This is a genomic window from Nocardiopsis akebiae (assembly GCF_018316795.1).
GTDB lineage: Bacteria > Actinomycetota > Actinomycetes > Streptosporangiales > Streptosporangiaceae > Nocardiopsis > Nocardiopsis dassonvillei.
In genome coordinates this window covers 1,280,493-1,302,665 of the sequence record NZ_CP074132.1, presented here as the reverse complement: position 1 = coordinate 1,302,665, position 22,173 = coordinate 1,280,493, and the positions used below count along the sequence as shown (strand labels likewise).

The 22,173-nt window shown below is 71.3% G+C and carries 20 protein-coding genes; 10 read left to right on the top strand and 10 right to left on the bottom strand.

Translation table 11 applies throughout. From position 1 onward, the window contains the following. Window positions 1-52 precede the first annotated feature (52 nt). The gene (locus KGD83_RS05600) at window positions 53-253 is read left to right on the top strand and encodes a CopG family transcriptional regulator (RefSeq protein WP_212642837.1); all 201 of its coding nucleotides are present in this window, start codon (window positions 53-55) and stop codon (window positions 251-253) included. Window positions 254-322: 69 nt separating this feature from the next. On the opposite strand, the gene KGD83_RS05595 is transcribed toward KGD83_RS05600, so the two are convergent. Genes KGD83_RS05595 through KGD83_RS05585 form a run of 3 tightly spaced genes read right to left on the bottom strand, consistent with a single transcriptional unit; the run spans window position 323 to window position 3,669 of the window. Further along, entirely contained in the window at window positions 323-1,069 is a 747-nt protein-coding gene (locus KGD83_RS05595; protein WP_017564106.1) for a succinate dehydrogenase/fumarate reductase iron-sulfur subunit, read from the bottom strand. Beyond that, window positions 1,066-3,012 (bottom strand): fumarate reductase/succinate dehydrogenase flavoprotein subunit, encoded by a 1,947-nt coding sequence (locus KGD83_RS05590; RefSeq protein ID WP_212642836.1) that lies wholly within the window; start codon window positions 3,010-3,012, stop codon window positions 1,066-1,068. Before KGD83_RS05590 ends, KGD83_RS05595 begins: the two co-directional genes overlap by 4 nt. Continuing rightward, on the bottom strand, window positions 3,013-3,669 hold the full coding sequence (locus tag KGD83_RS05585) for a succinate dehydrogenase cytochrome b subunit (RefSeq protein ID WP_256448861.1): 657 nt from the start codon (window positions 3,667-3,669) through the stop codon (window positions 3,013-3,015). Between the two features lie 131 nt (window positions 3,670-3,800). Between KGD83_RS05585 and KGD83_RS05580 the strand changes: the two genes are divergently transcribed. From KGD83_RS05580 to KGD83_RS05565, 4 genes are all read left to right on the top strand, one after another. Next, window positions 3,801-4,751, top strand: a complete 951-nt coding sequence (locus tag KGD83_RS05580) for a LysR family transcriptional regulator (protein WP_212642834.1) — start codon at window positions 3,801-3,803, stop codon at window positions 4,749-4,751. A gap of 495 nt (window positions 4,752-5,246) precedes the next feature. Further along, on the top strand, window positions 5,247-6,059 hold the full coding sequence (locus tag KGD83_RS05575; protein ID WP_212642833.1) for a hypothetical protein: 813 nt from the start codon (window positions 5,247-5,249) through the stop codon (window positions 6,057-6,059). Between the two features lie 26 nt (window positions 6,060-6,085). Next, window positions 6,086-8,158, top strand: coding sequence for a fumarate reductase/succinate dehydrogenase flavoprotein subunit (locus tag KGD83_RS05570; RefSeq protein WP_212642832.1), 2,073 nt, complete (start codon window positions 6,086-6,088; stop codon window positions 8,156-8,158). Continuing rightward, a complete protein-coding gene (locus KGD83_RS05565; protein ID WP_212642831.1) occupies window positions 8,155-8,946 on the top strand; it encodes a succinate dehydrogenase/fumarate reductase iron-sulfur subunit in 792 nt (263 codons plus the stop codon). Before KGD83_RS05570 ends, KGD83_RS05565 begins: the two co-directional genes overlap by 4 nt. Window positions 8,947-9,020: 74 nt before the next feature. Here the strand turns inward: KGD83_RS05565 and KGD83_RS28935 are convergent, their stop codons facing one another. The 5 genes from KGD83_RS28935 to KGD83_RS05540 form a co-directional block, all read right to left on the bottom strand. Beyond that, window positions 9,021-9,263 (bottom strand): helix-turn-helix domain-containing protein, encoded by a 243-nt coding sequence (locus tag KGD83_RS28935; protein ID WP_256448847.1) that lies wholly within the window; start codon window positions 9,261-9,263, stop codon window positions 9,021-9,023. A gap of 115 nt (window positions 9,264-9,378) precedes the next feature. Continuing rightward, window positions 9,379-9,711, bottom strand: coding sequence for a GIY-YIG nuclease family protein (locus tag KGD83_RS05555; RefSeq protein WP_212642830.1), 333 nt, complete (start codon window positions 9,709-9,711; stop codon window positions 9,379-9,381). A gap of 121 nt (window positions 9,712-9,832) precedes the next feature. Then, on the bottom strand, window positions 9,833-10,468 hold the full coding sequence (locus KGD83_RS05550) for an MBL fold metallo-hydrolase (RefSeq protein WP_212642829.1): 636 nt from the start codon (window positions 10,466-10,468) through the stop codon (window positions 9,833-9,835). A 98-nt stretch (window positions 10,469-10,566) separates the two neighbouring features. Further along, window positions 10,567-11,550 (bottom strand): adenylate/guanylate cyclase domain-containing protein, encoded by a 984-nt coding sequence (locus KGD83_RS05545; RefSeq protein ID WP_212642828.1) that lies wholly within the window; start codon window positions 11,548-11,550, stop codon window positions 10,567-10,569. A 246-nt stretch (window positions 11,551-11,796) separates the two neighbouring features. Further along, window positions 11,797-12,657 carry a biotin--[acetyl-CoA-carboxylase] ligase gene (locus tag KGD83_RS05540; RefSeq protein ID WP_212642827.1) on the bottom strand — a complete coding sequence of 287 codons (861 nt, stop codon included), beginning with the start codon at window positions 12,655-12,657 and terminating at the stop codon, window positions 11,797-11,799. Between the two features lie 271 nt (window positions 12,658-12,928). Between KGD83_RS05540 and KGD83_RS28450 the strand changes: the two genes are divergently transcribed. Beyond that, window positions 12,929-13,090, top strand: coding sequence for a hypothetical protein (locus KGD83_RS28450; RefSeq protein WP_249352168.1), 162 nt, complete (start codon window positions 12,929-12,931; stop codon window positions 13,088-13,090). 81 nt (window positions 13,091-13,171) lie between these two features. Here the strand turns inward: KGD83_RS28450 and KGD83_RS05530 are convergent, their stop codons facing one another. Next, window positions 13,172-15,817, bottom strand: coding sequence for a phosphoenolpyruvate carboxylase (locus KGD83_RS05530; RefSeq protein WP_256448846.1), 2,646 nt, complete (start codon window positions 15,815-15,817; stop codon window positions 13,172-13,174). A 301-nt stretch (window positions 15,818-16,118) separates the two neighbouring features. Between KGD83_RS05530 and KGD83_RS05525 the strand changes: the two genes are divergently transcribed. The 3 genes from KGD83_RS05525 to KGD83_RS05515 all read left to right on the top strand — a co-directional run bounded on the left by KGD83_RS05525 (window position 16,119) and on the right by KGD83_RS05515 (window position 19,801). After that, window positions 16,119-17,729: an acyl-CoA carboxylase subunit beta gene (locus KGD83_RS05525; RefSeq protein ID WP_212642826.1), complete on the top strand. Its 1,611-nt coding sequence runs from the start codon at window positions 16,119-16,121 to the stop codon at window positions 17,727-17,729. After that, window positions 17,726-17,950 carry an acyl-CoA carboxylase subunit epsilon gene (locus tag KGD83_RS05520; RefSeq protein WP_212642825.1) on the top strand — a complete coding sequence of 75 codons (225 nt, stop codon included), beginning with the start codon at window positions 17,726-17,728 and terminating at the stop codon, window positions 17,948-17,950. Before KGD83_RS05525 ends, KGD83_RS05520 begins: the two co-directional genes overlap by 4 nt. 81 nt (window positions 17,951-18,031) lie before the next feature. Then, entirely contained in the window at window positions 18,032-19,801 is a 1,770-nt protein-coding gene (locus KGD83_RS05515) for an acetyl/propionyl/methylcrotonyl-CoA carboxylase subunit alpha (RefSeq protein ID WP_212642824.1), read from the top strand. On the opposite strand, the gene KGD83_RS05510 is transcribed toward KGD83_RS05515, so the two are convergent. Then, window positions 19,798-20,106, bottom strand: a complete 309-nt coding sequence (locus tag KGD83_RS05510; RefSeq protein WP_212642823.1) for a hypothetical protein — start codon at window positions 20,104-20,106, stop codon at window positions 19,798-19,800. The two genes, KGD83_RS05515 and KGD83_RS05510, sit on opposite strands and share 4 nt — an antisense overlap. A gap of 474 nt (window positions 20,107-20,580) precedes the next feature. On the opposite strand from KGD83_RS05510, the gene KGD83_RS05505 reads away from it, so the two are divergent. Next, entirely contained in the window at window positions 20,581-22,023 is a 1,443-nt protein-coding gene (locus KGD83_RS05505; RefSeq protein ID WP_212642822.1) for a dicarboxylate/amino acid:cation symporter, read from the top strand. Window positions 22,024-22,173: the final 150 nt, after the last annotated feature.

Sequence of the window (22,173 nt, the reverse complement as noted above, 5' to 3'; positions counted from 1 at the left end):
CGGTCTCCGCGTTTTCCCCTCGCCCGGGCCCGGCAGCCGCTACCTTCGTGCCATGGACATGCGCCTGCACATGCACGACGGCCTCCACGCCCTGCTCAGGGAGGTGGCGGAGCGGGACGGCGTCAGCGTCGAGGCCGCGGTGATCACCGCCGTCGAGGACTTCGTCGCGAGCCGCCAGGCGCGCAGGGTCCCGGAGCAGTCCCGGAAGACGGTGGAGCAGGGCACCGAACCGCCCCGCCGTCCGGCGGAGTGACCCCCGGGAACGGCGACGGGCCGCGCCCCCGAAGGAGCGCGGCCCGTGCGGTGCGACAGGGGGCGGCGGTCAGCCGACGCCCTTGCTGAGCGAGCCCAGCAGGTCGCGGTTGAGCTGCGAGATCGTGTCCAGCGGGATGCCCTTCGGGCAGACCGCGGCGCACTCACCGATGTTGGTGCAGCCGCCGAAGTCCTCCTCGTCCTGCTGGTTGATCATCTTCACCACGCGCGAGGACCGCTCGGGCTGCCCCTGCGGGAGCATGCCCAGGTGCGTGACCTTCGCGGCGGTGAACAGCATGCTGGAGGCGTTCGGGCAGGCCGCCACGCACGCGCCGCAGCCGATGCAGGTCGCGGCGTCGAACGCGCGGTCGGCGTCCGGCTTCGGGATCGGGTTGGCGTGGGCGTCGGGCGCGGTACCCGTCGGAGCGCTGATGTAGCCGCCCGCCTGGATGATGCGGTCGAACGCGCCGCGGTCCACGACCAGGTCCCTGACGACCGGGAACGCCTTGGCCCGCCACGGCTCCACCGTGATGGTGTCGCCGTCGTTGAAGCTGCGCATGTGCAGCTGGCAGGTCGTGGTGCGCTCGGGGCCGTGCGCCTCACCGTCGATCACGACACCACAGGCGCCGCAGATGCCCTCGCGGCAGTCGTGGTCGAAGGCGACCGGGTCCTCGTTCTCCAGCGTGAGCTTCTCGTTGAGGACGTCGAGCATCTCCAGGAACGACATGTCCGGGGAGACGTCGGTGAGCTTGTACGTGGCCAGCCGACCCTCGTCGTCCGGCCCCTTCTGACGCCATACGCGCAGGGTGATGTTCACTTGTAGCTCCGCTGCTTCATCTCGACGTACTCGTACTCCAGGGCTTCCTTGTGGAGCACGGGCTTGCTGTCATCGCCGCCGAACGCCCAGGCAGCCACGTAGGCGAACTCGTCGTCGTGGCGCAGCGCCTCGCCGTCCTCGGTCTGGCTCTCGGCGCGGAAGTGGCCGCCGCAGGACTCGCGGCGGTGCAGGGCGTCGATGCACATGAGCTCGCCCAGCTCCAGGAAGTCCGCCACGCGGTTGGCCTTCTCCAGGGCCTGGTTGAACTCCTCGTTGGTACCCAGCACCTTGACGTCGCGCCAGAACTCGGCCCGCAGCGCCCGGATGAGCTCGATGGCCTTGGTCAGGCCCTCCTCGCTGCGCTCCATGCCGCAGTACTCCCACATGATGTGGCCGAGCTCCTTGTGGAAGGAGTCGACGGTGCGGGAGCCCTGGACGGACAGCAGCTTGTCGATGCGGGAGGTCACCTGGTCCTTGGCCGCCACGGCCTCGGGGTGCGACTCGTCGAGGGCCTCGAAGGGACCCGACGACAGGTAGTCGTTGATGGTGTTGGGCAGGACGAAGTAGCCGTCCGCCAGCCCCTGCATCAGCGCGCTCGCGCCCAGGCGGTTGGCGCCGTGGTCGGAGAAGTTGGCCTCACCGGTCACGAACAGGCCCGGGATGGAGCTCTGGAGGTCGTAGTCGACCCACAGACCGCCCATGGTGTAGTGCACGGCCGGGTAGATGCGCATCGGAACCTCGTACGGGTTCTCACCGGTGATGCGCTGGTACATGTCGAACAGGTTGCCGTACTTGGCCTCGACGGCGTCCTGCCCCATGCGCGCGATGGCGTCGGCGAAGTCCAGGTAGACGCCCAGACCGCCGGGGCCAACGCCGCGGCCCTCGTCGCAGACGTTCTTGGCGGCGCGGGAGGCGATGTCGCGCGGCACCAGGTTGCCGAAGGCCGGGTAGATGCGCTCCAGGTAGTAGTCGCGCTCCTCCTCCGGGATCTGGCGCGGGTCGCGGGTGTCCCCGTGCGCCTTGGGCACCCAGATGCGGCCGTCGTTGCGCAGCGACTCGCTCATCAGGGTCAGCTTGGACTGGTAGTCGCCGCTGACCGGGATGCAGGTCGGGTGGATCTGCGTGTAGCACGGGTTGGCGAAGAGCGCGCCCTTGCGGTGCGCGCGCCAGGTCGCGGTGACGTTCGAGCCCATCGCGTTGGTCGACAGGAAGAACACGTTGCCGTAGCCGCCGGTGGCCAGCACCACGGCGTCGGCGAAGTGGGTCTCGATCTCACCGGTGACCATGTCCCGGACGATGACGCCGCGCGCGCGGCCGTCCACGACGACGACTTCCAGCATCTCGTGGCGGGTGTGCATCTCGACGCTGCCCGCCGCGATCTGGCGCTCCAGGGCCTGGTAGGCGCCGATGAGCAGCTGCTGGCCCGTCTGGCCGCGCGCGTAGAAGGTGCGCGAGACCTGCACGCCGCCGAAGGAGCGGTTGTCGAGCAGGCCGCCGTACTCGCGGGCGAAGGGCACGCCCTGGGCGACGCACTGGTCGATGATCTCGACGCTGGTCTGGGCCAGGCGGTAGACGTTCGACTCGCGGGAGCGGAAGTCGCCGCCCTTGACGGTGTCGTAGAACAGCCGGTAGATGCTGTCGCCGTCGTTGCGGTAGTTCTTGGCGGCGTTGATGCCGCCCTGGGCCGCGATGGAGTGCGCGCGCCGCGGGCTGTCCTGGTAGCAGAACGAGGTGACCTTGTAGCCCGCCTCGCCCAGGGTCGCGGCCGCGGAGGCGCCGGCCAGGCCGGTGCCCACCATGATCACGGAGAGCTTGCGCCGGTTCGCGGGGTTGACCAGCTTCGCCGAGAAGCGCCGCTTGTCCCAGCGCTCGTTGATCGGGCCCTCCGGGGCCTTCTCGTCCCGGATCGGGTCGCCGACGCGGTAGAAGTCGTTGTCAGACAATTAACTCACCAGTCCAAAGGTGACCGCCAGAGGCGGGAGCAGGAAGCCGACCGTCACGATCAGCGAGATGCCCAGCGCGATGGCGTTGAGTCTGGGCTGCCGACGCGACATGTTGGCGCCGAGGGTGGCCAGGGCGCTCCAGATGCCGTGCCGCAGGTGCAGGCCCACAGCGATCACGGACAGGACGTAGAACAGGGTCACGTACCAGAACTCGGGCTGGAACCCGTTCACGAGCCGCTCGTAGGGGCTGTCGGACGCGCCGCCGGGGGCGATGGTGTTCGTGGTCAGGTGCAGGATGTGGAAGACCACGAACAGCGCGACCAGGACGCCGCCGTAGCGCATGGTGTAGGAGGAGTAGCTGCGGACCACCCTCTTCTTCACCTGGTAGCGCTGGGCGGCCGGACGCGCTCTGCGGGCGCGGGCCCACAGCGTCACCGCCGCGTAGATGTGGATCAGGACGCTCGCCAGCAGGACGATGCGGAAGATCCACAGGAATCCGCTCTCGGGCAGCAGCGGGTAGCCCAGCTCCCGGAGGCTGTGGGCGTAGCCGTCGAAGGCCTCCTGGCCCGAGAACACTTTCAGGTTGCCGTACATGTGCGCGATCAAATACAGCACGAGGATCGCCCCGGTGATCGCCATCGCTGCCTTGAGCGCCACCGTGGACCCGTAGGCCGTAGACCGCTTCTTGGTCAAGGTACTGTTCGCCACAGCCTGTCACTGTAAGTTCTGGGTAAGCCTGGAGTCCAAGTCATCAGGACGCTGGAGTCGATAGACGTAGGCTATGGAACATGCAGTTCCAGCAGCTGGCCTACTTCGTCGCGGTGGCCCGCACACGCCATTTCACCCGCGCAGCAGAGCTTTCGCGCGTCGCACAGCCCAGTCTGAGCAAGCAGATCCGCAGCCTCGAACAGGAGCTGGGTGCGCCGTTATTCAGTCGTGCCCGGGGAAACATCACACTCACACCGGCCGGCGAGGCGCTGCTTCCGCTCGCCCAACGCATGCTCGCCGACCTGGAGACGGCCCGGCGCGAGGTCGCCGAGCTGGCCGGGGTGCGCCGGGGCCGCGTACGGCTCGGCGCGACCCCGTCGCTGTGCGCGGGGCTGCTGGCCGACGTGCTCGCCGACTTCCATACCCGCTTCCCCGGCATCGAACTCCAGGTGGAGGAGAGCGGCTCGCGCGACCTCATCCGCGACCTGGGGCGGGGCGAGCTGGACCTGGCGCTGATCATCCTGCCGCTGCACAGCAGCGACCCCGACTTCTCCACGACGCCGATCCTGCGGGAGAACCTGGTGGTGGCGAGCCCGATGTCGGGCCCCTCCCCCAACGGGCGGGCCTCGATCCGCATCACAGAGCTGCGGGGCCGCCCGCTGGTGATGTTCCGGCGCGGCTACGACGTGCGCGAGGCGACGCTGCGCGCGTGCCGTGCGTCGGGGTTCGAGCCCGAGCTGGCCGTGGAGGGCGGGGAGATGGACGCCGTGCTGCGGTTCGTGGAGGCGGGCATGGGGCTGGCGGTGGTGCCGAGCATGGTGCTGCGCAACCGGCAGAGTCTGCGCGGGACCCCGCTGACCCGGCCGCGCCTGCTGCGGACGGTGGCGCTGGCGCGGCGCCGGGACGTGGAGCCCTCGCACTCGGCGGAGGCGTTCCGCCGCCACCTCAACGGCTACCTGCTGGGCATGTCGCCGCAGGACCTGGGCCCGGACCTGGAGGTCCTGCTCTCCCCCGAGGACGGGGCGGACTGACCCCGCCGCCGCACACCCTCGCCCCAAGCCGCCGACAGCCGCGCGGACCCCGACGATCGGCCGCGATCCCGGTATCGCCGCCAGACACACGCACTCGGTCGAAGGCCCTCGGCCCGGCCCCGCCTCCGACCGCGCGGACCCGCCGCGGCACTCCGGTCCGGCGTCGTTCCCCACCGGTTTCCTGCGGCCACTCCCAATACCACACGCCACTGGCACCCCTGAAGCAACCCGATCGTCATAAGGGATTTCTGGCCACTTGAGCCGACAAAACGCCCCAAATAAGCGCTCGAAAGTGGCGCATTTCACATAGCTTTCCCCGACGCCTCCCTCTCGCCGGGACGTGACCGTGATCACAACGCCCTAACGTTGCGTTGCGGGACGGTTCGCCACGGCTCCTCCACGCAGCCGTCCTGCGCGGCGGTCGCGGCCGAAGCAGGCGGGTACCGCGCCCCGCCCGACCGGGACCTTCCTTCCCACAGGAGGTGCAAGACAACGGTGACAGCGACCGAGAACGCAGGCCCCGGGGGCGGCCGGGCACGCATCCCCCAACGAACCCTGCGCACCGACAACTGGTGGCTGGGACCCCTCCTCACCGCGCTGGGGCTGGCCACCTTCGTCGTCTACGCGACCCTGCGGGTGTTCCAGCAGGACCACTACTGGGTCCAGGAACACCACTACCTGACCCCGTTCTACTCGCCGTGCATCGCGCAGCAGTGCGCGCCCGACGCGGCCCTGTTCGGGCGCCTGCCGGTGGAGTTCCCGCCGCTCTTCCCCTACGCCCTGGTCAGCCTGCCGATCCTGCTGCTGTTCCGGCTGACCTGCTACTACTACCGCAAGGCCTACTACCGCTCGTTCTGGTTCTCGCCCCCGGCGTGCGCCGTGCGCGAGCCCCACGGCGCCTACACCGGCGAGACCCGCCCCCTGATGCTGGTCCAGAACGGCCACCGCTACTTCTTCTACGCGGCCTTCGCCATCACGCTCATCAACACGTGGGACATGCTGATCGCCTTCTTCCACGGCGCCGGAGGCGGCTTCGGCATCGGGCTGGGCAACCTCATCATGCTCCTCAACGTGCTCATGCTGTGGGGCTACACGCTCAGCTGCCACTCGTGCCGCCACATCTTCGGCGGACGGCTGCGCAGCTTCGGCAGGCACCCCGTCCGCTACTGGATGTGGGGCCGCCTGTCCGTGCTCAACCACCGGCACATGTACTTCGGCTGGCTGAGCATCGCGACCCTGATCCTCACGGACGCCTACATCGCCCTGATCGCCAGCGGCGCCATCAACGACCTGCGCATCCTCAACTGAGCCAAGGGGAAGGAAGGCACGACCAGATGCCCCCCACAGCAGAACCCGGGATCACCCGGTACGCCTACGACGTCGTGGTGATCGGGGCGGGCGGAGCCGGGCTGCGGGCCGCGATCGCCGCCCGCGAGCAGGGCAAGCGCACCGCGGTCATCTCCAAGTCGCTGTTCGGCAAGGCCCACACCGTGATGGCCGAGGGCGGCGCCGCCGCCGCTCTCGGCAACGCCAACCCGGAAGACGAGTGGCGCGTGCACTTCCGCGACACCGTGCGCGGCGGCAAGTTCCTCAACGACCCGCGCATGGCCGAGCTGCACGCCCGCGAGGCGCCCGAGCGCATCCTCGAACTGGAGTACTGGGGCGCGCTCTTCGACCGCACCGCGGAGGGGAGGATCAGCCAGCGCAACTTCGGCGGCCACGAGTACCCGAGGCTGGCGCACGTGGGAGACCGCACCGGCCTGGAGATGATCCGCACCCTCCAGCAGCGGGTCGTCGCGCTCCAGCAGGAGGACGCCGCGGAGCTGGGCGACCCCGAGGCGCGCATCCGCGTGTTCGCCGAGACCGCGATCACCCGCCTCGTCACCGAGGACGACGGACCCGGTGCCGGCGCCACGGCCGTGGACGCGGCCGGGAGCGCTGGCAGGGGCGCGGGCGGGGCAACCGCCGTGGACCCGGGCCCGGGCGGAGCCGGGGGCGCGGGCCCGGCCGGGAACGCGAGGACGCCGGGCCGGGTCGTCGGCGCGTTCGGCTACCGCCGGGTGGACGGCGGGTTCGTCCTGTTCGAGGCGCCCTCGGTGGTCCTGGCCACCGGCGGCATCGGCAAGGCCTTCCGCACCACCTCCAACTCCTGGGAGTACACCGGCGACGGCCACGCGCTGGCACTGCGGGCCGGGGCCTCCCTGATCAACATGGAGTTCGTCCAGTTCCACCCCACCGGGATGGTCTGGCCGCCGTCGGTGAAGGGCATCCTCGTCACCGAGTCGGTGCGCGGCGACGGCGGCGTGCTGCGCAACTCCGAGGGCGAGCGGTTCATGTTCGGCTACGTGCCGGACGTGTTCCGCTCCCAGTACGCCGAGAGCGAGGAGGAGGCCGACGGCTGGTACGACGACCCCGGCGAGCACCGGAGGCCGCCGGAGCTGCTGCCCCGCGACGAGGTCGCGCGGGCGATCAACACCGAGGTCAAGGAGGGCCGGGGATCGCCGCACGGCGGCGTGTTCCTGGACGTGTCCACCCGCCTGCCCGCCGAGGAGATCGTCAAGAGGCTGCCGTCCATGCACCACCAGTTCAAGGAACTGGCGGACGTGGACATCACCGCCGAGCCCATGGAGGTGGGCCCCACCTGCCACTACGTGATGGGCGGGGTGCGGGTGGACGCCGACACCGCCGCCTCCGACGTGCCCGGGCTGTTCGCGGCCGGTGAGGTGGCGGGCGGCATGCACGGCTCCAACCGGCTGGGCGGCAACTCCCTGTCGGACCTGCTGGTGTTCGGGCGCAGGGCCGGACTGGGCGCGGCGGCCTACGTGGACGGGCTCGGAGACCGGGCCGCACCGGCCGGGCTCCTGGACCGGGTGGCGGAGGAGGCGTCCTCGTACGCGCTGCACTTCCTCAGGGCGGAAGGCGGCGAGAACCCGTACACGGTGCACGCCGACCTCCAGGAGACCATGAACGACCTGGTGGGCATCATCCGCAAGGGCCCGGAGATGGAGCGGGCCCTGGAGCGGCTGGACGAGCTGGCGGAGCGGTCGCGCGCGCTCAGCGCGCCGGGCGACCGGGTCTACAACCCCGGTTGGCACCTGGCGCTGGCGCTGCCCAACATGGTCCTGGTCTCGCGCGCGGTCGCCGCGGCCGCCCTGGAGCGCACCGAGTCGCGCGGCGGGCACACGCGCGAGGACTTCCCCGGCATGTCGGCCGAGTGGCGGCGGGTGAACCTGGCGGTGCGGGCCGACCGCTCCGACCGGGTGTCGCTGTCGCGGCTCGCGCTCGCCGACATCCCGGCCGGGCTGCTCGCCCTCTTCGAACGCGACGAGCTGGCCAAGTACCTGTCGGAGGAGGAGCTGCCCGCGTCGGGGGCGGCGGACGACGCGGCCGAGGAGGGCCAGTCATGAGCGAGCGTGTGTTCCGGGTGTGGCGGGGTTCGGGCGAGGGCGGGCTCGCCGAGTACCGGGTCGAGGTCAACGAGGGCGAGGTGGTGCTCGACGTGCTGCACCGCCTCCAGGCCACGCAGACACCGGACCTGGCGGTGCGGTGGAACTGCAAGGCGGGCAAGTGCGGTTCGTGCTCGGTGGAGATCAACGGACGTCCCCGGCTGTCCTGCATGACGCGGATGAGCGTGTTCGAGGACGACGAGGTGGTGACGGTGACGCCGATGCGCGCCTTCCCGGTGGTCCGGGACCTGGTGTGCGACGTGTCGTACAATTACCAGAAGGCGCGGGAGATCCCCTCGTTCACCCCGGATCCGGCCACGTCGCCGGGTGACTTCCGGATGAGCCAGGAGGACGTGGAACGCCAGCAGGAGTTCCGCAAGTGCATCGAGTGCTTCCTGTGCAACAACACCTGCCACGTGATCCGCGACCACGAGGAGAACAAGGAGCACTTCTCGGGTCCGCGTTACCTCATGCGGGTGGCGGAGCTGGAGATGCACCCAGAGGACACCGCCGACCGCAGGCTCATCGCCCAGGAGGAGTTCGGGCTGGGGTACTGCAACATCACCAAGTGCTGCACGGAGGTGTGCCCGGAGAACATCCGCATCACCGACAACGCGCTGATCCCGCTCAAGGAGCGGGTGGTGGACCGCAAGTACGACCCGCTGGTGTGGCTGGGGTCCAAGATCGGTGTGCGGCCCAAGGACACCCCGCCGGTGCCCAACGTCGGGCGGTACTCCGACCTGGCCTGAGACCGGTCCCGTCCGCCGACCAGGCGCCGTGTTGCCTGGTCGGCGGACGGGGCGCTCCCCCGGGGCGGTGGCGTTCACGCCGTCGCCCCCTGCCGCTGCTGGAGCAGGAGGCGGATGCGGGTGGAGCGCCATCGTCGACGCCACGCGGCCAGCAGTCTCCCGTTCGCTTCCAGCTCGGCGTCCAGTTCTTCCGCCATGGGCGGTTGGGGAAGCGCGTGCCCATTCGCCCATCGGGAAGCCGAGGCCACAGACGTGTATACACGGTGCGCGAGTTGCTTCTGGGTAAGCCCGTTCAGCTCTCGGAACTTGGTGAGCACATCGGAAAAAGGTGCGGGCGCGCCGGGTTCCACCGGTTCTTCGCGTCTCAGGCGGTGCTCGGGTCGACGGTGCCGTCACGGCCCGACGGAGAGCGGGCCTGATCGGGTCCGGTTCCTAAGCGGCGTCCCGCATGTCCACCACGAACCAGTCGCCGGAGTTGTTGACGGCGAAGCACCTGTACTCGGCGCGCTCCACCTCGCCGGAGTCGTTCTCCGTATCGGCGCTGGCGACGACCTCGTACTCCCACGGGTCCTCGGCGCTGGTCACGGTGATGTCGGAGGAGGTGTCGAACTCCGCGCTGACCAGGGACTCCCACGAGCGCTCGACGTGCTCCTGGCACGTGGCCGCGGCCGTCGCCTTCTCGCTTTCGGCGGTGGGCTCCGGGCCGCACGCGGTGGCGGCCAGGGCGAGGAGGAGGGCGGCGGGGGCGAGACGGGTGGGGTACATGGTGCTCCGATCCAGGATGTGCGATCCGAGCGTAGAGGACCGTTTCGGAAGGGGCTGATCGGCCCGGGTGTCCCGGACGGTCCCGACGGAGCAGCCCGCCCGGTGCCGGTCGGCACCCGGCTCAGAACCCCCGGGACGCCCAGGCGTCGAGGTGCTCGGCTGCCTCGGCCACGGTGGTGGACTCCCCGTGGCCGGGGTGGACGACCGTGTCCGGCGGCAGGACCGCGAGGTGCTCGCGGATCGAGGCGATGATCGTCGGGAAGTCCGAGAACGGCTGCCCGGTGGCGCCGGGGCCGCCCGGGAAGAGGGTGTCGCCGGTGAAGACCGCCCCGAGCGCGGGCGCGTACAGGCACACCCCGCCCGGCGTGTGGCCCGGGGTGTGCAGCACCTCCAGCTCCACTCCCCCGACCACCAGCGTCTCGCCGTGCAGCAGCAGGGCGTCCGGCTCCCGGTGCGGGTGCACGCGATACCACAGTTCGGCGTCGTCGGGGTGCAGCAGGATCGGGCAGTAGGCCAGGTCGGCCAGCGCGGCGGCCGCGTTGACGTGGTCGTTGTGCCCGTGGGTGGCCACGATGGCCATGAGTTCGCGGTCGCCCAGGCCCCGGGCGATCGCCTCGTGGTCGTGCGCGGCGTCGATGACGATGGCGCTTTCGTCGTCTCCGACGATCCAGACGTTGTTCTCGACGTCGAAACCGCTGCCCTCAAGGCTGAAGACACCCGAGGTGCGCAGACGCTGGACGGGGGAAGCGGCGGTCACCGGCTCACCACCTGACCTCTCACGGACTGGTGTGACGCCTTCGAGCCTATCCCGTCGGGTCGCGGCGCACACGGTGATCGTGGAGGAAGGCGGGGTTCTCAGCCGACGGGCTCGAAGTTGCGGCGCAGGGCGTAGGGCTGGATGAGGCCGAGCCCGTGCGCGTGCCGGGCGCGCACCCGCACCACCTGGAGTCCCTCCTCGTCGGCGAGGCTCTCGGCGAGGCTCTCGTCGATGAGGACGGTGCCGGGTCTGGCGAAGGAGGTCAGGCGGCTGGAGCGGTTGACGGTCGTGCCGAACACGTCGCCGTGCAGGGTCAGCACCGGCCCGGCGGCCAGGCCGACCCGGACGTCGGGCACCTCCACGTGGGTCTTGACGCCCGAGGCCAGGCGCAGCGCGATGTCGGCGGCCTCGGCCGGGGAGTCCGCGACGTAGAGGATCTCGTCGCCCAGGGTCTTGACCACGCGGCCGCCGCCGGAGGCGACGATGTCGGCGGCGGTGGCCTCGAAGCCCTCGACGACCCCGGCCAGTTCGACCTCGTCGAGTTCGCGGCTCAGCGTGGTGAAGGAGACCAGGTCCGCGAACCCGACGACCAGCGGGTAGTAGTTGGGCACGGCGTCGTTGTCCGACATCACCGCGAGGGTGCGGGCCGAGGAGGCGGCGAGCTGTCTGCGCCAGATGTGCAACAGGAGCCGCTCCACGTCCGGCAGCAGCTCCTTGACCTGGTTCATCAGCGGGCTGACGGAGTCCTCGCCCTCCTGGTAGATGAGGGTGCTCAGTATGCTGGTCTGCCAGTCGGCCAGGCGGGCCATGGTCTGGCCCATCGCGCGGGCGAAGCGGACCACGCCCTCCTCGTCCAGGACACCCTCCTGGACCAGGGAGTTGGCGATGCGCAGCGACTCGACGTCGCTCTCGGCGAAGGTGACCGTGTCGTCGCCCTGGTTGGGAAAGCCCAGGGCGCGCCAGATGCGCCCGGCCAGCTCGTTGTCGGCGCCGGCGAGCTCGATCGCCTGCTCCCTGGTGTAGACCGCTTCACCGCCGAGCAGGGCGGACTCGATCGCTTTCGGGTCGGGACGCGACGGCATACGTTCTCTTTCACGGGCCATCCCCGCCGGGGCGGGGAACAGTCACTTCGGCACCGGCCGACGGGCGGCACGGGGTTCCACTCCAGCTTACGCCCGCGGTTCTTCCCCTGACAGGGTGCCTGCCGACAGGCCCGCGCGGCCCGCGGTCGGCGGCGGCCGCACCCGGTGATGATCGCACACGAGGGGGTCGCCGCGGGAGTGCCCGAAGGCCCCTGTGGACGGCGGCGGAGGGCCGGGCGGCGGGGCTCAGGAGCCTGGGCGCACGTGGACGACGTCGCCCGCGCTCAGGGCCCGCTCCCCGCCGGGTCCGCGCACCAGCAGCTGGGCGTCGCCGTCCACGCCGGTGGCGGCGCCCTCCAGCACCCGGTCCCCGGGCAGGTGGACCCGCACGCGGCGCCCGATGGTGACGCACGCGTCCCGGTAGGCGGCGGCCAGCCCGCTGGCCTCGGCGTCGCCTCCGGCGGCGGTCCACACCGTGTACAGCTCCTCGAACCCACCCAGGACGGCGGCGAGCAGGGCTCCCCGGTCCAGGGCGTCCGACCCCTCCCCGCGCAGGGAGACGGCGGTGTCCACGGGGAGTTCGGCGCGCTCCTGGGACACGTTGAGGCCCATCCCCACGACCACACACGGCTGGCCGGAGGAGAAGTCGGCCTCGGAGAGGATGCCCGCGAGCTTGCCGTCGGCCGTCGCGGGCTCCGAGCGCAGGTGCGCGGGGACGATGACGTCGTTGGGCCACTTGAGCGCGGCCTTGACCCCCGTCACCCGGTGCACGGCGCCGACCGCGGCCACGCCCATGAGGGCGGGGAGCCAACCCAGGCCGGTGACGGGCACCGCGGGGCGGACCAGGAGGGAGAAGGTGAGGGCGGCGCGGGGCGGGGTGGAGAAACCGCGGCCGAGGCGCCCGCGCCCGGCGGTCTGGTGCTCGGTGACCAGCACGCTGCCGTGCGGGGCGCCCTCCACGGCGCGCGCGGTCAGCTCGGTGTTGGTGGACGCGGCCTCGGGGAGCACCTCGATCCGGTGCCACATGCCGCCCGGTCGGACGAGGGCGGCGTCGAGGGCCGCCGCGTCGAGCGGGGGTCGCGGGAAGGGATCGTGTGCGCTGGCCATGCCCCCATTACAGCAGCGCCGCAACCCCGTCCGGAAACCCCTGTGCGGCAAGGGGCCGCCCTCTGAGCTGAAACCGGCACATAGGTGATGACGCGTTGCTACGTTCAGTTACCGGAGGTGGCGCCGGGGATGAGCATCGCAGAGGCGGAGACGGCGACCCGAACGCCGTCGCACTGGGAAGTCCTGCTGCGCGCCTGGAAACAGTCGGACCTGCCGGAGGGCCGGCGAGCCGAGGTCATCGAAGGGGCTACGCCCACGCCGGAATCCCCCTGTGCCTGCTGGTGGACCGCTGGGACCCGCAGACCGGCGGGGGCTCTACTCCGATCCGGAGGACGGCAGGTACAACAGCTCCACGAAGGTGCCCTTCGGCAAGGAGATCCACCTCCCCGAGCCGTTCGACCTCACGATCGACACCAGCGCTCTTGCCGGGTAACGGGACTCCGGCACGCGCGGGGGCGCCCCGCGACCCCCTCCCGGGTGCGGGACGCCCCCGCGCGTGCGGGCCGGCCGGCGGTCAGCCGGTGTTCTGGAGCCCGGCTGCCACGCCGTTGACCGAGAGCAGCAGCAGCCGCTCCAGGTGCTGCTGGTCCTCCTCGGACAGGGAGTCGGCCTCCTCGCCCCGCAGCGCCTCCAGCGCGCGCAGCTGGAGGTGGGAGAGCGCGTCCACGTACGGGTTGCGCAGGTCCACCGCGCGGGAGAGCACCGCCCGGTTCTCCAGCAGGCGGCTGTGCCCGGTGACCTCGAGCACCAGGTCGCGGGTGCGGTCGTACTCGGCCAGCACCAGCTCGGTCAGCTCCGGCCGCCCGCCCAGCGCCAGGTAGCGCTCGGCGATGGTGCGGTCGGTCTTGGCCAGGCTCATCTCCGCGTTGTCCAGCAGGGACGAGAACATGGGCCACTCGCGGTAGGCGGCCTGGAGCACGCTCAGGTCCTCCACGGCGGCCAGGCCCGTGCCCAGGCCGAACCAGCCCGGCAGGTTGACCCGGGTCTGGGTCCAGGAGAACACCCACGGGATGGCGCGCAGGTCGCCGAGCCCCCGAGCCGCGCCGCGCCGCGAGGGACGCGAGCCCAGCCGCAGCTCGCCCAGCTGCTCCAGGGGGGTGACCTGGGAGAACCACACCGCGAAGTCCTCGGTGTTGATCAGCTCCAGGTAGGCCTCCTGGGCGGCGCGGGCGATGGTGTCGGCGTGGGCGCGGTACTCCCGCTCGGCGGAGCGCTCGCGCTCCTGGACGGCGTCGGTGGAGGCCATCAGCACCGCGTGGCCGACCTGCTCGATGTGGCGGCGGGCGATCGCGGACTGCCCGTAGCGGGCGAAGATGACCTCGCCCTGCTCGGTGACCTTGAACCGTCCGCCGACCGAGCCGGGCGCCTGGGCGAGCAGGGCGCGGCTGGCCGGACCCCCGCCGCGGCCGAGCGAGCCGCCGCGACCGTGGAACAGGGTCAGGCGCACGTCGTGCTCGGCGGCCCACGCGGCAAGGCGGGCCTGGGCGTCGTAGAGGCGCAGGGTGGCGCTGACCGGTCCGACGTCCTTGGCGGAGTCGCTGTAGCCGAGCATGACCTCGATCCTGCGGCCGGTCTCGTCCAGGCGCCTGTTGACCTGGGGCAGTTCGAGCATGCCGTCGAGCACGTGCGGCGAGGCGTCCAGGTCGGCGCCGGTCTCGAACAGCGGGACGACGTCCAGGACCGGCACGCGTCCCGCGGGCAGCGCGTGGGCGGCCAGTTCGTACACGGCCGCGATGTCCTCGGCGGAGCGGGTGAAGCTGACGACGTAGCGGCGGCAGGCCTCCACCCCGAAGCGCTCCTGGATCCAGGCGATCACCCGGATCGTGGCGAGGACCTCCTCGGTGCGCTCGGACGGCTCCTTGCCCTCGCGCAGTTCGGCGAGAGCTGCGGCGTGCACCTCGCTGTGCTGGCGGATCTCCAGTTCTGCGAGGTGGAAGCCGAAGGTCTGGGCCTGCCAGACCAGGTGCTGGAGCTCGCCGTAGGCCTGGCGGACCGCGCCAGCCCCGGCCAGGGACTCCTGCACGGTGCGCAGGTCGGCCAGGAAGGCGTCGGCGTCGGGGTAGGCCAGGTCGGCGTCGCGCTCGCGCGTGGCGCGCAGCCGGGCGGCGGCCAGCAGCAGGAGTTGGCGGTGGGGTTCGTTGGGCGAGCGCGCCCCGATCTCCGCCGTCAGCTCGGGCTGTCCCGCCTTGGCCGAGGCGAGCGCGTCGAGCAGCGCCGGGCTGGCGGGGGTGAGGTTGGAGTAGGCGGTGAGGGTGCGGGCCACCTTGGTGCAGGAGGCCTCCAGGCCGCGCAGCACGTGCTCGGACTGGATGAGCACGGCCTCTCGGGTGATGTCGGAGGTGACGTAGGGGTTGCCGTCGCGGTCTCCGCCGATCCAGCTTCCGTAGCGCACGAAGGGCGTGGCGCGGGGCGGGCGCACTCCGGTGCCCTCCGGGTCGATGGCGGCGTCCAGGCTCCGGTAGACCTGCGGGATGACGGAGAAGATGGTCTCGTCGAACGCGGCGAGGGCGGTGCGCACCTCGTCGAGCGGGTTGAGCCTGGTGTAGCGCAGCTGGGAGGTGCGCCAGAGCAGGTCGATCTCCTCCAGCAGGCGCCGGTGCGCCTCGGCGGCGGCGCTGCTGCCCTCGTGGGAGGCGTGCCAGGCCTCCAGCTGGGCGCTGACGCGCAGGATGGAGGTGGACACGGCGCGGCGGCGCGCCTCGGTCGGGTGGGCGGTGACCACGGGGTGGAACTCCATGCCCGCGATCAGCTCGTTGAGGCGCTCCTCACCGCCGTCGCCCTCTCGGATGGCGCGGACGGCCGCCGCGAGGGACTCGCGGGGCGGGTTGGCGGCGTCGTCGCGCTCGCGCAGGGCCCGCATCCGCTGGTGTTCCTCGGCCAGGTTGGCCAGGTGGAAGTAGACGGTGAAGGCGCGCGCCACCTGCTTGGCGCGCTCCAGCGGCCAGGCGGCGACGATCGCGGTGATCTCCTCCCCCGTGACCGACCCGTCGCGGGCGCCGATGACCGCTCTCCTGAGCTTCTCGACATCGGCGAGCAGATCCTCGCCGCCGCTTTCGGCGAGAACCGTTCCGAGCATCTCGCCGAGCAGTTTGACGTCATTCCTGAGCTGCTCGGGAACTTCCTGCCGTGCACTGTCGCGTTCCGCGCTTACCGCTGTCATGGTCACCGACCCTACAGAGATCGCACCCGCCGCCAGGTGCGCGGGGGCGTATTTCCGATGTTTTGCCCGGGCGTTAAGCATTGTTGCTCACGAGAAAGTAGGGCACATTTCCTCACGCGTTTTCGGTGATACCGCCTTCCGCGCCGCGGGCCCCGGGTGTACGTTCCGTGCGCTTCGCGCACGCTCCGGACGCGGGCTCGGGCGACGTGCCTGCTCGGGGGCGCCGCCGCCGCCTAGTTACTCGCCGGTAACCAGGGCTGGGTTCCCGTGTGACGGCACCTCGCGGTTAACCTGCGTAGTTATGGCCACCGAAGCCCCTGAACCGCTGTCCGCGGACGAGATCGACATCCACACGACCGCGGGCAAGCTCGCCGACCTGCAACGACGCCGGTACGAGGCCGTACACGCAGGGTCTGCTCGAGCCGTTGAGAAACAGCACGCCAAAGGCAAGATGACCGCCCGCGAGCGGATCGACGCACTGCTCGATCCCGGCTCGTTCGTGGAGTTCGACGCCTTGGCCCGACACCGCTCCACCAGCTTCGGCCTGGAGAGCAACCGCCCCTACGGTGACGGCGTCGTCACCGGCCACGGAACGGTCGACGGACGTCCCGTGGCGGTGTTCAGCCAGGACGTCACCGTCTTCGGCGGATCGCTGGGCGAGGTCTACGGCGAGAAGATCGTCAAGGTCCTCGACCACGCCCTCACCAACGGGTGCCCCGTCGTGGGCATCAACGAGGGCGGCGGCGCGCGCATCCAGGAGGGCGTGGTCGCGCTCGGCCTGTACGCCGAGATCTTCCGGCGCAACACCCACGCCTCGGGCGTCATCCCGCAGATCTCCCTGATCATGGGCGCCGCCGCGGGCGGCCACGTCTACTCCCCCGCCCTCACCGACTTCGTCGTGATGGTGGACGAGACGTCGCAGATGTTCATCACCGGCCCCGACGTCATCAAGACGGTCACCGGCGAGGACGTCTCCATGGAGGAGCTGGGCGGCGCCCGCACCCACAACACCAGGTCGGGTGTGGCGCACTACATGGGCGCCGACGAGCAGGACGCGATCGAGTACGTCAAGACGCTGCTCTCGCACCTGCCCGACAACAACCTGGAGGAGGCGCCGCCGCTGCCTCCCGAGGACGCCCCGGGCGACGGGGCCACCGACACCGACCTGGCCCTGGACGCGTTCATCCCGGACTCGGCCAACCAGCCCTACGACATGCGCACGGTGGTCGAGGCCGTCCTGGACGACGGCGACTTCCTGGAGGTCCACGCCCAGTTCGCCACGAACATGGTGGTGGGCTTCGGCCGCGTGGACGGCCAGTCCGTCGGCATCGTCGCCAACCAGCCCATGAGCCTGGCGGGCTGCCTGGACATCGACGCCTCGGAGAAGGCCGCGCGCTTCGTGCGCACCTGCGACGCCTTCAACGTGCCGGTGCTGACCTTCGTGGACGTGCCCGGGTTCCTGCCCGGGACCGACCAGGAGTGGGACGGCATCATCCGCCGCGGCGCCAAGCTGCTGTACGCCTACGCCGAGGCCACGGTGCCCCTGATCACCGTCATCACGCGCAAGGCCTTCGGCGGCGCCTACGACGTCATGGGCTCCAAGCACCTGGGCGCCGACGTCAACCTGGCCTGGCCCACGGCGCAGATCGCGGTCATGGGCGCCCAAGGCGCGGTGAACATCCTGCACAGGCGCACCCTGGCCGCCGCCGACGACGTCGAGGCCGAGCGCACCCGGCTGGTCGGCGAGTACGAGGACACCCTCCTCAACCCCTACTCCGCCGCGGAGCGGGGGTACGTGGACGGGGTCATCATGCCCTCCGAGACCCGGGTCCGGATCGCCAAGTCCCTCAAGGCCCTGCGCAACAAGCGCAAGCAGCTGCCGCCCAAGAAGCACGGGAACATCCCGCTGTGAGCGCGCCGAGGAACCCGCCGCACCTGGCCGTGGTCCGTGGCGAGCCCACCGCCGAGGAGCTCGCGGCCCTGACCGCCGTACTCAGCGCCCGCGCCCGGGCCGCCCGGACCGCCGAGGAGCCCGCCCCCGAACGCCCGTCCGGGTGGCGTGACCGCTCGCGCCTCATGCGCGGCGCACCGCCCCGCCCGGGCCCCGGCGCCTGGCGGCTGAGCACGCGATGACCCCGCCATCCCCACCCGCAGACTCACCACGGAGCGGTCGGCGCGCTGTCCGCCCCGCGCCGAGCAGAAGGATTTCCCACCGTGCGTAAAGTACTGATCGCCAACCGCGGCGAGATCGCCGTGCGCATCGCCCGCGCCTGCCGCGACGCCGGACTGGCCAGCGTCGCCGTCTACGCCGAGCCCGACCTGGACGCCCTGCACGTCAAGGTCGCCGACGAGGCCCACTCGCTGGGCGGGGCCACCCCCGCCGACTCCTACCTGGACATCGCCAAACTCCTGGCGGTGGCCCAGGCCTCCGGGGCGGACGCCGTCCACCCCGGCTACGGGTTCCTGGCCGAGAACGCCGACTTCGCCCGGGCCGTCATCGACGCCGGGCTGACCTGGATCGGCCCGCCCCCCGCGGCGATCACCGCCCTGGGCGACAAGGTCCAGGCCCGCCACATCGCCCAGAAGGTCGGCGCACCGCTGGTGGCGGGCACCGCCGACCCCGTCGAGTCGGCCGAGGAGGTCGTCGCCTTCGCCGAGGAGCACGGCCTGCCCATCGCGATCAAGGCCGCCTTCGGCGGCGGCGGGCGCGGCCTCAAAGTCGCCCACACCCTGGACGAGGTCGCCGACGCCTACGAGTCCGCGGTGCGCGAGGCGGTCACCGCCTTCGGCCGGGGCGAGTGCTTCGTGGAGCGCTACCTGGACCGGCCCCGGCACGTGGAGACCCAGTGCCTGGCCGACACCCACGGCAACGTCGTGGTGGTCTCCACCCGCGACTGCTCGCTCCAGCGGCGCCACCAGAAGCTGGTGGAGGAGGCGCCCGCGCCGTTCCTGTCCGCGGAGCAGATGGAGCGGCTGCACGCCTCCTCCAAGGCCATCCTCGCCGAGGCCGGGTACACCGGCGCCGGCACCTGCGAGTTCCTGGTGGGCGTGGACGGCACCATCTCCTTCCTGGAGGTCAACACCCGCCTGCAGGTCGAGCACCCCGTGACCGAGGAGGTCACCGGCATCGACCTGGTCCGGGAGATGTTCCGCATCGCCGACGGCGAGGAGCTGGGCTACGGCGACCCCGAGGTGCGCGGGCACTCCTTCGAGTTCCGCATCAACGCCGAGGACGCCGGGCGGGGCTTCATGCCCGCGCCGGGCACCATCACCGAGCTGAACCTGCCCGGCGGCCCGGGCGTGCGCGTGGACACCGGCTGCGAGGCCGGGTTCACGGTGCCCCAGGCCTTCGACTCGATGGTCGCCAAGCTCGTGGTGACGGGCCGCACCCGCCAGGAGGCTCTGCAGCGCTCGCGGCGGGCCCTGGCCGAGTTCACGGTCGGCGGTATGCCCACGGTGATCCCGTTCCACCAGGCCGTGGTGAGCGACCCGGCCTTCGCCCCGGCCGACCCCGAGCAGCCGTTCGGGGTCCACACCCGGTGGATCGAGACCGAGTTCGAGAACACCATCGAGCCGTGGTCGGGCACCCCGGGCGAGCCCGTCGAGGACGAGCGCGAGAGGGTCACCGTCGAGGTGGGCGGCAAGCGCGTCGAGGTGGTCCTGCCCGCGGGCCTGGGCGCCTCGGCCGCCGCCCCGGCGGCGGGCGGCCAGCGCCGCGGCAAGCGGACCGCGCGCAAGGGCGGCGGGAACACCGCGGCGGCGGGCGGAGACTCGCTGGTCTCACCGATGCAGGGCACCGTGGTCAAGCTGGTGGCCGAGGAGGGCCAGCAGGTCGCCGAGGGCGACACCGTGGTCGTCATCGAGGCCATGAAGATGGAGCAGCCGCTCAACGCGCACAAGGCCGGGACGGTGACGGGCCTGAGGATCACCGCGGGCGAGGCCGTGGGCAACGGCGCGGTGGTCTGCGAGATCAAGGACGCCTAGCGTCCGCGCCACGCGAGGGTGAGCCACGCGCGGGCGAAGGGGGGAGGCACCGGCGGCCGGTGCCTCCCCCGCGCACGTGGCCAGCGGTCCCGGACGTCGGTCAGGTCGATGTCCAGACCGCAGGGCGCGCTGACCCGCACACGTTCCCTGTGGACACCGGCGTTCACGTACCCGCTGTTGACGGGGTCGAGTTCGCACACGTACACCACCTCCCCCTCCCTCTCCACGAGCCGGAAGTGGGGGATGCCCGCCTGCGCGTGGAGCTGGGGCTTGCGCTCGCGGTCACGCACCTCGGAGTCGGTCACCGCGCCCCTTCTCCAGGACACCGGGCGTTCCGTTCAGGACGGAGCGTGGCCATCCTGGGACGGTCCGCGCGGGCCTTTGCGGCTTCTGCCCTGCGGAACGAGTGATCCTCGACGCATCCGGGCCGGGCGGGACGCGCCGCATTGCCCGTGGAGTGGACGTTGTGGCGCCAGGGACAGGAAGTTGTCGACACCCGCGTATGGAATAGATAAGGAACGAACGTTATTGTCCTTGTCTGTGACGAACATCTGGGGACTGACGCGACGGTGGCACATCGACCTGTGCCGCCGCGGCTGTCAGGCGTGTCGCTAGGTCCACGCGCGCCCTTCGGGGCAGCGCGCCGCGCACCCTTGTTCCCCGTGTCACCATCCCCTCGGTGATGCCCGCCGTTCCCCGTGCCGGAAACCCCGGCGGCGCCGACCGCTCCGCCGTGCGTACCCCTCCGGCTGCCTTCACCACCACTGGAGTCCCATCCCGTGTCCGCACAGAGCACAGACGCGCCCAAGAAGCGCAGGACCCTCCGTTTCCCGTTCGCGGCACAGGTCCTGGCGGGCCTGGTCCTCGGCGTCGTCCTGGGCGCCGTCGCCTTCCAGATCAGTCCGCCCGACGCCGAGACCGGTGACGCCACCAACTGGCTGGCCGTCACCCTCGACACCATCGGCTCGACCTTCGTCACCCTGCTGCGGACCATCGTCCCGCCGCTGATCGTCCTCGCCGTCATCTCCTCCATCGCCAACCTGCGCAACGTCACCAACGCGGCGCGGCTGGCCTGGAAGACCCTGCTGTGGTTCGGCGCGACCGCCCTGGTCGCGGTGGGCATCGGCATCGCCCTGGGCCTGATCGTGCGGCCCGGCGTCAACAGCGGCGTGGACGCCACCACCGCCGCCGAGCCCTCGGGCACCGGCTCCTGGATGGCGTTCATCGAGAGCATCGTCCCCGCCAACTTCCTCGGCTTGGGCGCGAGCGTCTCCGGCTCCGACGACGGCAGCTTCAGCGCCTCGCTGGACTTCAACGTCCTCCAGCTGATCGTCATCGCCATCGTCCTGGGCATCGCCGCGATCAAGGTCGGCAAGGCCGCCGAGCCCTTCATCGCCTTCACCGACTCCGCGCTCCAGATCGTGCTCAAGGCCCTGTGGTGGATCATCCGCCTGGCCCCGATCGGCACCGTGGGCCTGCTCGGCAACGCCGTGTACAGCTACGGCTGGACCACCATCGGCGCCCTGGGCAAGTTCGCGCTGACCATCTACATCGGCCTGGCGCTGGTGCTGTTCGTCGTCTACCCGGTGCTCGCCCGCGTCAACGGCCTCTCCCCGCTGAAGTACTTCAGCGGCGTGTGGCCCGCGGTCCAGCTGGCCTTCGTGTCCCGCTCCTCGATGGGCACCATGCCCGTCACCCAGCGCGTGACCGAGCAGAACCTGGGCGTGCCGCGCTACTACTCCGCGTTCGCCGTGCCCTTCGGCGCCACCACCAAGATGGACGGCTGCGCCGCGATCTACCCGGCGATCTCGGCGATCTTCATCGCCCAGTTCTTCCCCGGCATCAGCCTCGGCCTGACCGACTACCTGCTGATCGTGTTCGTGTCGGTGATCGGCTCGGCCGCGACCGCCGGAACCACCGGCGCGACCGTCATGCTGACCCTGACCCTGTCCACCCTGGGCCTGCCCCTGGAGGGCGTGGGCCTGCTGCTGGCCGTCGACCCGATCCTGGACATGGGTCGCACCGCGGTCAACGTGGCCGGTCAGGCGCTGGTCCCGGCCATCGTGGCCAAGCGCGAGGGCATCCTGGACGTGGCCCGCTACCACGCGCCGCGCGACGCCTCCGGCTTCGTGCCGCTGGACGAGTCGCACGACGACGTCGAGGGCGAGGTCGGCGAACCCGGCGTGAAGAAGGTTCCCGCCGGGGCCTCCGGTCAGGGCTGACCCACAGCCTCACCCCGTCCGCAGCGGCCCGCCGGAGCACCTCCGGCGGGCCGCGCCGCGTGTACGGCGGGAAGACCGTCCACGGACGGGTGTGCGCCGCCGCGCGTGTGCGACAGGCGTGTACGACCGGTGAGGCCGTGTACAACGGGT

Bases quoted from the DNA above. Each gene is read 5' to 3' on its own strand.
- KGD83_RS05565 (WP_212642831.1), top strand. From the start codon at position 8,155: ATGAGCGAGCGTGTGTTCCGGGTGTGGCGGGGTTCGGGCGAGGGCGGG.
- KGD83_RS05570 (WP_212642832.1), top strand. From the start codon at position 6,086: ATGCCCCCCACAGCAGAACCCGGGATCACCCGGTACGCCTACGACGTC.
- KGD83_RS05530 (WP_256448846.1), bottom strand. From the start codon at position 15,817: ATGACAGCGGTAAGCGCGGAACGCGACAGTGCACGGCAGGAAGTTCCC.
- KGD83_RS05540 (WP_212642827.1), bottom strand. From the start codon at position 12,657: ATGGCCAGCGCACACGATCCCTTCCCGCGACCCCCGCTCGACGCGGCG.
- KGD83_RS05545 (WP_212642828.1), bottom strand. From the start codon at position 11,550: ATGCCGTCGCGTCCCGACCCGAAAGCGATCGAGTCCGCCCTGCTCGGC.
- KGD83_RS05600 (WP_212642837.1), top strand. From the start codon at position 53: ATGGACATGCGCCTGCACATGCACGACGGCCTCCACGCCCTGCTCAGG.
- KGD83_RS05525 (WP_212642826.1), top strand. From the start codon at position 16,119: ATGGCCACCGAAGCCCCTGAACCGCTGTCCGCGGACGAGATCGACATC.
- KGD83_RS05580 (WP_212642834.1), top strand. From the start codon at position 3,801: ATGCAGTTCCAGCAGCTGGCCTACTTCGTCGCGGTGGCCCGCACACGC.
- KGD83_RS05555 (WP_212642830.1), bottom strand. From the start codon at position 9,711: ATGTACCCCACCCGTCTCGCCCCCGCCGCCCTCCTCCTCGCCCTGGCC.